This window comes from Dinghuibacter sp. (assembly GCF_035492835.1).
In the GTDB taxonomy this organism is placed as follows: domain Bacteria; phylum Bacteroidota; class Bacteroidia; order Chitinophagales; family Chitinophagaceae; genus Dinghuibacter.
This window is the reverse complement of record NZ_DATJIY010000039.1, coordinates 1-11154: the sequence shown is the minus strand read 5'-3', so window position 1 is coordinate 11154 and position 11154 is coordinate 1. Positions and strand designations below refer to the sequence as shown.

The following is an 11154-nucleotide window of genomic DNA, read 5'->3' as shown; positions in this document are numbered from 1 at the left end:
TTGCCATGGCCAACGAGATTGAAGATTTCCTAGGGATAAAAGTGGATGTTGTTCCAAAGCGTTCGATCAAACCGACATATCTCGCGTCGGTAGAAAAGGACATTTTATATGTCTAGTCGTATTCCTTCAAGTATCGTTGGTGATATTCTGCGTTGTATCGAGCATATCGAAACATACACCTCCAATCTTTCCTTCGACGAGTTCTCTAGCAATTTTATGGTTATAGAGGCGTGTTTGTATAACATCCAAATTATAGGCGAGGCTGTGAACCAACTTCCGAATGATGTTAAAGAAGCGAACGGTCAAATTCCCTGGATACTTATTAAGGGAATGCGGAACAGATTAATTCACGAATATTTTGGAACAGATTTGCCATTAGTCTGGAACACGATCAAGAATGACTTACCTGCATTTACCCGGGAATTGAAAGAGATTCTAGGTCAACTGAAGGAAAAAAATCGCTAAGGCAGCTTTTTTCACGCTACGCAATAAACGGAACCGCTCAGCATTGCTGAGCGGTTATTTGTTGCCCGACCTGGATTACCTCCGCCGCTGCGCGGCTGCGGTGATCCATTGCCGCATTTGCATTACCCAAACCCTACCGCTTTAAGGCAAAGTCCCCTTCGGGGCCTTTTTGTATCCCTGCGCAGCCCCGTCGGAGCAAGCTCCGCCGTTGCCGCTCCGGCATACAAAAAGCCCGCCGCAAGTGCGGCGGGCTTTGCCTTAAAGCTGCATGCTTTGTTGCCCGACCTGGATTCGAACCAAGACAAACAGAACCAAAATCTGTCGTACTACCATTATACTATCGGGCAGTCCCGTTGGGGGAGGCAAAGGTAAGGAGCGGAGGGTTTACGAACAAGTTTTTTGGGATTTTCTTATCTTCCGGGCTTAAACGATAAAGCAGCGCTTGGGACGTGGTCCGGGGCGATAAAAATTTGCATATGGAAAGAAGGAAGTTTATCAGGCAGTCGGCCGTTACGGCGACGGGGTTGGCGTTGGGCGCGGGGGCGGCGGAACGCCTGGTCGCGGGGAACGCCGGAGCGATTGCGGGCGCGGCCCGGCTGGCGGATTTTCCGGTGGTCAGGGTAGCGGCGGGGGAGCGGAAGTTCTCGAGCCCGGCGATAGAGAAAGCGATCGACATGGTGCAGCAGGGTATTGGGAATAAGGAGCTGGGGTGGCTGTTTGGGAACTGTTTTCCGAATACTTTGGATACGACGGTGGATTTTTCGATGGTGAATGGGGTGCCGGATACGTTTGTGATTACGGGGGATATAGATGCGATGTGGCAGCGGGACAGTACGGCGCAGGTGTGGCCCTACCTGCCGTTTGTAAAGGAGGACCCGAGGTTGGGGCAGCTTGTCGAAGGGGTGATCCGGCGGCAGACGCGGAACATTTTGCTGGATCCTTATGCGAATGCTTTTTACAAGGATGATTCGAAGGTGAGTGAGTGGAAGAAGACGGACATTACGGATATGAAGGCGGGGATACACGAGCGGAAGTATGAAATCGATTCATTGTGTTATCCGATCCGGCTGGCGTATAACTATTGGAAACGGACGGGGAGCAAGGCGCCGTTCGACGCGGCCTGGAAGGAAGGGATTGCCAGTACGCTGAAGACATTTAGGGAACAGCAGCGTAAGCATGGCGAGGGGCCGTACAGCTTCCAACGGACCACGGCCTGGGCGACGGATGGGGTGCCGATGGGGGGATATGGTTACCCGGTGAAGCCGGTGGGGCTGATTTGTTCCATGTTCCGGCCGAGCGACGACGCGACGATATTCCCGTTTCTGGTGCCGTCGAATTTCTTCGCGGTGGCGAGCTTGAAACAGGCGGCGGAGATGGTGCAATCGATACATGGGGACGCGGCGCTGGCGCAGGGTTGCCTGGCGCTTGCACAAGAGGTGGAGGCCGCTTTGCATCAATATGCGGTGACGACCGATCCGGTGATGGGGAAGGTGTATGCGTACGAGGTCAATGGATTCGGGAGCTTTAACCTGATGGACGACGCGAATGTGCCGTCGTTGCTCGGGATGCCTTACCTGAACGCGGTGTCTACGGACGATCCCATTTACCGGAATACGCGGAAGCTGGTGCTGTCGGACCGGAATCCCTTTTTCTTCAAAGGGACGGCGGGCGAAGGGATCGGCGGCCCGCATATCGGGCTGAACATGATCTGGCCGATCGCCATCGTCGTAAGGGCGTTGACGAGCACGGAGGACGCGGAGATCGCGAAGTGTCTGCATACGCTGCAGACGACGCACGCGGGAACGGGTTTTATGCACGAGTCCTTTTTCAAGGACGATCCGAATAAGTTCACGCGGAAGTGGTTCGCGTGGGCGAATACGATTTTCGGGGAAATGGTACTGAAGACGTACCACACGCGGAAGGCGCTGCTGGGGTAGGGACGAAGGAGCGGGCGCTAGACAGCCATGATATAAACCGTATAGCTATAACTCCGCGTCGCGCCCCCCGCGCTAACCCCCGAAACGGTAACGTTCAACTCCAAGTCATCTTTCAATGACGAGAAGTCCTGTTCGAAAGTCCAGGCCAGGGTATTGTCGCCATAGCCGCCGTCGGTGAGCTGGAGTGACACGGGGTACGTGTGCCCGGAAACGTCGGATACGGTCACGGAGGCGGAGGCGAAGTTGGCGGCGGAGACCGAAAAGGACCAGACGGGGTAGACGAGCGGCGCGGGGATATACCCGTTGCCGGGATAGGCGGAAAAGGCCATGGCCGGCCGGTTGCCAAAACCGCCGATGACCCAAAGGGCGTTGGTGAAGTCGGTGTCGCCCTCGCCGATTTCGGTGAGGGAGGGGAAAAGGGCCCAGCGGCGGTGGCCGAGGGTGGCGACGCCGGGATCGGAGATATACAGGTCGATGGCGGCGGAGCCGTTGGCGCCGAGGGTGAGGTTGGAGTTGGCGGCGGCCAGCTGGCCGTCGGGTGTGATGCACTTCCAGGTGAGGGGCGGGTTGTGGCTGAGGGCGTTGTTATCCTTCATCATCAACGCGGCCTGCTGGGCTTCTGCGGAATATTTGGGGTTCAGCGCAACGGCAGGGAGACCGCAAAGACGACGGTAGTAGTTGAGCCGCTGTAGCTCTCTTAGTTTGACGGAGTCGGGGGTATCGCCGGGGTCGCATACGGAGCTGTTACCCGTCCAGGCGACATCGGAAACGGAGGACCCGAGGTAGTTGACCTGGTAATCGTCCATGGCGGCGGCCCGGGCTGCGGCGGAAGAGGTAAAGGAGGCGCTGAAACCGGTGGAGGTCGTCCCCGGCACAGAAGATACGTCCTTGTGACAGCCATAAGCGCCGGCCAGGCATACCAATGCCACAGCCGGCCTTACGGCCAGGGAAGGATACTTCATGAAAAGGATAAGGTTTAATGGTTAATGGCTACCAGGGCTACGGTGCAACAAAGGGTAATAATCAAACGGTAATGCACAAATGGTTAATCACGCAACGAGGGAATGATGCAATGGCAGGCTACGGTGCAACGGCGAAAAAATACCGGTTAGGGTTGCAACGGGTGATGAGTGCAGGTTGGAAGTAAAACGCTATTGTTCGGCTTTGACTAAATGATACTTTGTACGCCCTCTTTGGATCAGGACATAGCGGTCGTGCAACAGTGAGGCGGGCGTCAGGATGTGATCCAAACCTTCCACTTTTACCTTGTTGACGCTTACGCCGCCACCCTGAACCATTTTCCGGGCTTCACCCTTGCTTGGAAATATTCCCGTTTCCGCGAGGAAGGATACTATATCCACGCCCTCTGACAGGCGCGTCCTCGGGAAAGACACGGTTGGCACACCCTCCAGAATTTCCAATAATTGTGTCTCGGTAAGCTCTTTTAACAAACCCAACGTATCTCCGGCAAAGAGGAGTTCAGAGGCCTTTACTGCAAATTCGTACGCTTCCTGCCCATGGACGAAGGTCGTCACCTCTTTGCCTAAACGTTTTTGCAATTTACGAAGTCCGGGGTCTTGTTGGTTTTCCAACAACAAAATATTAACATCCTCCTCGGTCAGGAAGGTGAAAATCTTTATCCATTTGGCGGCGTCCTCGTCGGAAGCGTTTAGCCAGAACTGGTAGAATTGGTAGGGGGACGTCTTTTGGGGATCGAGCCAGATATTGCCTTTCTCGGTCTTGCCAAACTTGCCGCCGTCAGCTTTTGTCAGCAGCGGGCAGGTAAACGCAAAGGCTTCACCTCCACCCATGCGGCGGATGATTTCGGTTCCTGTGGTTATATTGCCCCACTGGTCGCTGCCACCCATCTGGATTTTACAGTTCTTATGGGCATTCAACCAGTAATAGTCGTAACCCTGTATGAGCTGGTAGGTAAACTCGGTAAAGCTGATGCCACTGTCGGAGTCCAGGCGTTTGCGGACGCTGTCCTTGGACATCATGTAGTTGACGGATATGTGCTTGCCGATGTCCCGGATAAACTGGAGAAAACCCATGTCCTTGAACCAGTCATAGTTGTTGACCATCTCGGCGGCATTGGGCAGGGAAGTGTCGAAATCCAGGTACCGCGCGAGTTGCGCGCGAATGCCGAGCAAATTTTTTGACAAAGTCTCCTCGGAGAGCAGTTTCCGCTCCTCGGATTTGAAAGACGGATCGCCGATCATCCCCGTGGCGCCCCCGACCAGGGCGATGGGCTTGTGCCCGGCGCGCTGGAGGTGGACCAGCAGGAGGATGGGTACGAGGCTACCGATATGCAAAGAGTCCGCGGTAGGGTCAAAACCGATGTAGGCGCTGGTCATTTCCTTCTGTAGCTGCTCTTCCGTTCCCGGCGTCATATCCTGGATCATACCCCTCCACCGTAACTCTGGTATTAGATTGTTAATCATGCGGCAAAAGTAAAATAATTTGTATATTTATGACCTATATCCAATATTCAGTGAAGACGCTGACCAGACTATTATTGCTTCCCTTTGCAGGCGCGTGCATTGTCGCAACCGCCAGCGCTCAATTCGTTACATATTCCAACGACTTTTTGAACATCGGGGCCGGGGCGGCCGGGCTGGCCATGGGCGGGGCACAGGTGTCTTCGGTCAAGGACGCGACCGCGGGGTACTATAACCCGGCGGGCCTCATGGGCGTAAAGGACAAGCCGGATTTCGCGCTGATGCACGCGGAATACTTCGCAGGCATCGGTAAGTACGACTATGCCAGCGCGGCTTTCCCGATCAACGACGGGAAGCGGGTATTGGGGTTGTCGCTGTTGCGTTTTGCCGTGGACGACATACCCAACACGCTCTACTTGGTGAACCCGCAGGACGGGTCGATCGACTACAACAATATACAAACGTTTTCGTCGGCGGATTATGCCTTCTTGCTTTCCCTGGCGCAAAAATTAAAGGAAAACGAGAACGGCCGCTGGAGCATCGGGTTGAACACAAAGATCATCTACCGGGACGTGGGCTCTTTTGCGCACGCCTGGGGTTTCGGTTTTGACGGCGGGTTGCAGTACCTGGGCAAACACGCCTCCTTCGGCGTGGTGCTGCGGGACATGACTACGACCTTCAACGCCTGGAGCTTTTCGTTTACGGACCAGGAAAAACAAGCGCTGTACCTGACCAATAACGACATCCCCGTAAAGTCCACGGAATTGACCGCGCCGCAATTGATCGTGGGCGGTTCGTACCTGTTCCACATTGGCAAGAAGGTTTCGATCCGTCCGGCGATCGACCTGGACGTGACTTTTGACGGGAAGCGAAACACCATCATCAGCTCGGACCCGGTGAGCGTCGATCCGCACATCGGACTGGAGCTGGGGTATAAGGACTTTGTTTTCCTCCGGGCGGGTATCAACAACTTCCAGCGGGCGCTGGCGGACGGGGATACGCTGGACCAGAAAAAAGTGTGGATCTATCAACCCAGCGTGGGCGCAGGTTTCAAAGTGAAATTCGTGACGATAGACTATGCGTTCACCAACCTGGCGAATCAATCGGACCCATTGTATACGCACATATTTTCATTGAAATTTGATATAGGACCGTTACCCAAGAAACACTAATTTTTTTTCCGACCCTGTATGAACATATTTAAGATCCTATTGGCGGCTATAGGCCTGACGTTTTGCGTCAGCGCCGGCGCGCAGACGTATAACAACGAGTGGATCGATTTTTCCAAAACGTATTATAAGTTCAGAGTCGGTTCGGATGGGCTATACCGTATCTCTGAATCGGTTTTGACGTCGGCGGGGCTACAGAATGCGGATGTTTCCACGTTCCAGCTGTGGCGTAACGGGGCACAAGTGCCCCTGTACACCTCCGTGGCGTCAGGGCTCCTTCCTGTAAACGGATACATTGAATTTTATGGGCGGGCAAACGACGGTAAGCCGGACAAACCACTTTACCTGCAACCGACGTTTCAAACAGCGGATCAATGGAGCCTGTTTACCGATACGGCAGTGTATTTCCTGACGATCAACCCGACCGGGGGTAACCTGCGGGTGAACGACGTGGCCAATAACGTGGCGAGCAACGCCCTGGCGCCGGAGCCGTACTACATGTGCCACAACGGGGCTTTTTTCAAACAGGGCCTGGACAACGGGGTATACCTCACCGTGGAAGGCAGCTATATCATTTCGTCCTCTTATGACGCGGGTGAGGGGTATATCGACGGCGTCGGCTATTGGCCGGGCAGCCCGTTCAGCTATAAATTTTCCGGTCTGCCGGTCTATACGGCCGGTCCGGCGACGACCGTCCGGGCGGGTGTGAACAACCTGGTGTTCGAGAACCGGACGATGGAGCTTTCGTACAATACCGGAGGCGCGAGCCACGTGCTCAAGGACACGGTCGTCACCCAAACGCAGGGCACGATCCTGTCATCCACCATCGCCACCAACCTGTTGTCCGGCGGCACGGTAACCCTGGGGGTCGCCAACAACAATTCCGACGGCAGCGACGAATTCACGATGAGCTTTGCGGAGGTCATCTATCCCAGTCAGTTCAATTTCCTGAACTCGAGCCATGCCTTTTTCAGCATGCCCGCCAGCGATACGGGCAACTATCTCCAGGTCAGGAATTTTACCTATGGGAGCGTGGCCCCGGTCCTGCTGGACCTGACCAACGGGCTCCGGATCACGGGTGATTTGTCCAAACCCGGGATGGTGCAATTCGTCCTACCGCCCTCGATGACCAACCGGGAGATCGCCCTGATCAGCGAGGATCCGGGTGGGGTCAAACAGGTGACATCGCTCACGTCCAAGCAGTTTACCGACTTTTCGCAGTCGGCCAACCAGGGAGACTTCCTCATCATCAGCAACCCCATCCTCTACAACGACGGGAGCGGCAACAATAACGTGGAGGCCTATCGCCAGTACCGCTTGTCGGCAGCGGGCGGCTCGTACAACGCCAAGACCATCGACATCAGCGAGCTGGTAGACCAGTTCGCCTTCGGTATTAAATTGCATCCTCTGTCGATCAGGAACTTCCTGCGGTATGCGCGGAACGTCTTTTCGGTAAAGCCCAAGTATGCCTTCCTGATCGGCAAGGCGGTCAACTATATGAACGTCCGGGCGGAAGAAAACATCCCGACGATCTATAAGCTGGCGCTGATCCCGTCCTTTGGCAGCCCACCCTCAGACATGCTGATGGCTACGGACGGCAACCAGTTCGGGCAGGGGAACGCCACACCGCTCGGCCGCCTGAGCGTCGTCAGCGGCGCGGAGATCGCGCCCTATCTTCAAAAGGTAAAGGAGTTCGAGCAGGTACAGTCGAATTATACGGGTACCGTTGCCGGCGAAGCCTGGAAGAAGAACGTCGTCCATGTCGTGGGCGCCGACGCCACCGCCGGGGACATCATCCAGGCCGATATGGCGAACTACCAGGCGGTCATACAGGATACGCTGTATGGCGGGAGCGTATCCACTTTCCGCAAGACCAGCACGACCAACGTACAAGACCTTTCGGATCAGCAGATCACGAACCTGTTCGCCACGGGGGTGGGGTTGGTCAACTATTTCGGACACTCTTCGCTGAATATCCTGGGATACAACCTGGGCGACCCCAGTCAGTTCAATATGCGCGGAAAATATCCGCTCTTTTTCGCCAACGGTTGCGACGCCGGCGATATGTTCGAGCCGGACAGCAGCCGGCTGACACCACAGGGGTTGACGGTCACGGAGCGGTTTATCCTGGCCGCGGAAAACGGCGCCATAGCTTACATGGGCTCCTCCTCGGTGGGGATCGTGAGCTACCTCGACGACTATAACACCCAATTGTACAACGACCTGTCGCGTACCTATTACGGCGCGCCCGCGGGCATCCAGATGATGAAAACGACGCAGGCGCTGGGGAACAACCCCACCTTCGCCAACGATTTTTATGGCCGTTGCTGTATGGAGCAACTGTCGCTCAACGGCGACCCGTCGATAGCGCCTTACCATTTCAGCAAGCCGGACTACGACATCGAAGACCCGCAGGTGAGCATCAACCCCGCGATCATTTCGGTGGCGGATAATACATTTACGGTAAAGACCTACTATTACAACCTGGGGATGGCTATTACGGACTCCATCCTGGTCACCATCAAGTGGCAGCTGCCCGACGGGACGACGACGACGCTTTATAATCAAAAACGCGCCGGCCCCCCCTTGCTGGATTCGATCTTCCTAACGGTGCCGATCAACCCCACTAAGGACAAGGGGAACAATACCCTGCTGATCAGTCTCAACGCGGACGGGAAGGTGAGCGAGCTGTCGATGTCGAACAACAACCTCTCCAAGTCTTTCTTTATCTATGACCAGGACGTCTCCCCGGTCTACCCCGCCGCGTATTCGATCGTAGGCAAGTCGCCCGTGACGTTCTATGCGTCTTCGGCCGACCCGCTGGACTCTGCCCGGAACTATGAATTCGAGATAGACACCACGTCCCTGTTCAACTCCCCGGCGATGATCAAGCTCAACAATTCGTCGAAGGGCGGGTTATTGTCCTTCCAGCCGACGATGGGTTACAAAGACAGCACGGTCTATTACTGGCGCGTCGCGATCGTGCCCTCCAACGGCAGCTCCACCAACTGGTCCGAGAACTCGTTCCTGTATGTAAACGGCAGCACGCCGGGTTGGAACCAGTCGCACTACTTCCAGTTTGGCAACGACAGCTATGCCCTCGAAGCGCTCGACTCCGACCGGGTTTTCTCTTTCCCGACAACGCCGCACACCGTGCAGGCCATCACGCAGGTATATCCGTACGGCGGCGACCAGGCGAACTCGGTACAGGTCGATGGATTTAACCAAACGTCTTCGGGTTGCGGCTCCACGTTCGGCTCCCTGGCCTTTATGCTGATCAACCAGTCGCACAACATCGTGATGTATGATACCGTGTCACCCGTCACCGGTCTGGGCAAATACGGCAGCTCCGGGGCTTGTACGGATATCCCGTATGACTTCAATTTCCCCGTCACGACCACGGCCGGCCGGAAGGCCGCCATGTCTTTCTTCGACAGCCTGCCCAACGGGACCCTCTTTGTCATGTGGGCCTGGATGACGAGCACGTCACCCACCCAGTTTATCGGCGCCTGGCAGTCGGATACGGCGGTGTTCGGTTCGGGCGTTTCCCTGTACAACAAATTCAAATCGATGGGCTTTAACACCATCGACTCCTTTACGCACTTACTACCTATTCTTTATATCGGCCGGAAGGAAGCAAACGGCACCTTCACCGTGCTTTCGCAGAAAGTAGGGAGCAACGTAGGCGACCAGCTGATCTCTGCGTACAGTTATGTGTCCACCCTCCAGCAGGGGAGCATCACCAGCACCCTCGTGGGGCCGGCCAAGTCCTGGCAGGACATACACTGGAAGGGCGCCATCGACAACCCCGGGGACAGCCTCCAGGTATTGGTATACGGCGTCCGGCAGGATTCCACCGAGGCCCTGTTGTACACCAGCACCGCGCTGTGCAAGGACACCAGTCTTTCGTTCATCCCCGCGGCGACGTATCCCCAGCTGCGTCTCGAGCTCATCAGCAAGGATTCGATACTCCAGACGCCTTACCAGCTCAAACGCCTGCTGGTCCACTACCAGGACGCGCCCGAAGGCGCCATCGCCCCCAACCACTATTTCACCTGCCCGGATACGCTCCAGGCGGGTCAGCCGCTCGACTTTGGCGTGGCCTTTCAGAACATCAGCGACGCGGCTTTTGACAGCATCAAGGTACAGCTCACCATTACCGACAACCAGAACGTGGCGCACAACATCGTCCTGCCCAAGACCAAGCCGCTGGTGGTGGGTGACTCCGTGCACATCCTGGATACCATCGCCACCCAGAACTATGTCGGGAAGAATACCCTGTACATAAACGTCAACCCCAACATGGCCCAGCCGGAACAGTATCTCGTCAACAACTTCCTCTACAAAACGTTTTTTGTAAAGGCGGATGCCTATCAGCCGACGATGGACGTAACCTTTGACGGGGTACACATCCTGAACCAGGACATCGTTTCCTCGCGGCCGCAGGTGCTGATCAAGCTCACCGATAACAGCCCGTACCTCGGGCTGACGGATTCCTCCGTCATCACCATCCAGGTGCGTTATCCCGATGGCTCGCTGCACGCTTACAAGACCGGTTCCGACAGCGCGCAGTTCATCCCCGCCAACTTGTCGTCCGGCCACAACACGGCCACGGTGGTGCTCCACCCGAGCCTGGTGCAGGATGGTAACTATGAGCTGATCGTCAACGGCCAGGATGAAAGCGGCAACCCGGCGGGCCGTCTGGCCTACGATGTCACCTTCCGCGTGATCAACACGCCCATGATCTCGAACGTCTTCAACTACCCCAACCCCTTCACGACCTCCACCGCCTTCGTGTTCACCATCACCGGCTCGGAGGTCCCCCAGGAGCTGCGCATCCAGATATTGTCGATTACCGGTAAGGTCGTGCGCGAGATAACCGAAGCCGAGCTCGGGCCGTTGCACATCGGCCGCAATATCACCCAGTTCAAATGGAACGGCACTGACCAGTTTGGGCAGAAGGTCGGGAATGGGGTGTATCTCTATCGGGTGATTACGAATCTGAATGGGAAGTCGCTCGGGAAGTTCACCGATCAGGGGGAGAACACGAATCAGTACTTCAAGGCGGGGTATGGGAAAATGTACCTCATGCGATAAACCGATTACCGGTTATTAGCCTGCCGGCCGAAGGGGGCGGGGGGG

Annotated in this window: 6 protein-coding genes and 1 tRNA gene; 4 read left to right on the top strand and 3 right to left on the bottom strand. The window is 55.9% G+C overall.

Features of this window, described 5'->3' with window-relative positions; all coding sequences use genetic code 11:
• Positions 1-108: 108 nt before the first annotated feature.
• A complete protein-coding gene (locus VL547_RS03725) occupies positions 109-465 on the top strand; it encodes a DUF86 domain-containing protein (protein WP_325575326.1) in 357 nt (118 codons plus the stop codon).
• Between the two features lie 276 nt (positions 466-741).
• On the opposite strand, the gene VL547_RS03720 is transcribed toward VL547_RS03725, so the two are convergent.
• Positions 742-812, bottom strand: a tRNA-Gln gene (locus VL547_RS03720).
• 129 nt (positions 813-941) lie between these two features.
• Between VL547_RS03720 and VL547_RS03715 the strand changes: the two genes are divergently transcribed.
• Complete coding sequence (locus VL547_RS03715) at positions 942-2402, top strand: glycoside hydrolase family 125 protein (protein ID WP_325575324.1); 1461 nt, start codon at positions 942-944, stop codon at positions 2400-2402.
• A gap of 17 nt (positions 2403-2419) precedes the next feature.
• Here VL547_RS03715 and VL547_RS03710 read toward each other — a convergent pair whose 3' ends face one another.
• Together VL547_RS03710 and tyrS are read right to left on the bottom strand one after the other, a co-directional pair.
• The gene (locus tag VL547_RS03710; protein ID WP_325575322.1) at positions 2420-3364 is read right to left on the bottom strand and encodes a CAP domain-containing protein; all 945 of its coding nucleotides are present in this window, start codon (positions 3362-3364) and stop codon (positions 2420-2422) included.
• 189 nt (positions 3365-3553) lie between these two features.
• Entirely contained in the window at positions 3554-4846 is a 1293-nt protein-coding gene (gene tyrS, locus VL547_RS03705) for a tyrosine--tRNA ligase (protein ID WP_325575320.1), read from the bottom strand.
• 29 nt (positions 4847-4875) lie between these two features.
• On the opposite strand from tyrS, the gene VL547_RS03700 reads away from it, so the two are divergent.
• Together VL547_RS03700 and VL547_RS03695 are read left to right on the top strand one after the other, a co-directional pair.
• Entirely contained in the window at positions 4876-6015 is a 1140-nt protein-coding gene (locus tag VL547_RS03700; protein WP_325575318.1) for a PorV/PorQ family protein, read from the top strand.
• A gap of 18 nt (positions 6016-6033) precedes the next feature.
• Entirely contained in the window at positions 6034-11109 is a 5076-nt protein-coding gene (locus tag VL547_RS03695; protein ID WP_325575316.1) for a C25 family cysteine peptidase, read from the top strand.
• Positions 11110-11154 lie beyond the last annotated feature (45 nt).

Bases quoted from the DNA above. Each gene is read 5' to 3' on its own strand.
- VL547_RS03725 (WP_325575326.1), top strand. From the start codon at position 109: ATGTCTAGTCGTATTCCTTCAAGTATCGTTGGTGATATTCTGCGTTGT.
- VL547_RS03715 (WP_325575324.1), top strand. From the start codon at position 942: ATGGAAAGAAGGAAGTTTATCAGGCAGTCGGCCGTTACGGCGACGGGG.
- VL547_RS03710 (WP_325575322.1), bottom strand. From the start codon at position 3,364: ATGAAGTATCCTTCCCTGGCCGTAAGGCCGGCTGTGGCATTGGTATGC.
- tyrS (WP_325575320.1), bottom strand. From the start codon at position 4,846: ATGATTAACAATCTAATACCAGAGTTACGGTGGAGGGGTATGATCCAG.
- VL547_RS03700 (WP_325575318.1), top strand. From the start codon at position 4,876: ATGACCTATATCCAATATTCAGTGAAGACGCTGACCAGACTATTATTG.
- VL547_RS03695 (WP_325575316.1), top strand. From the start codon at position 6,034: ATGAACATATTTAAGATCCTATTGGCGGCTATAGGCCTGACGTTTTGC.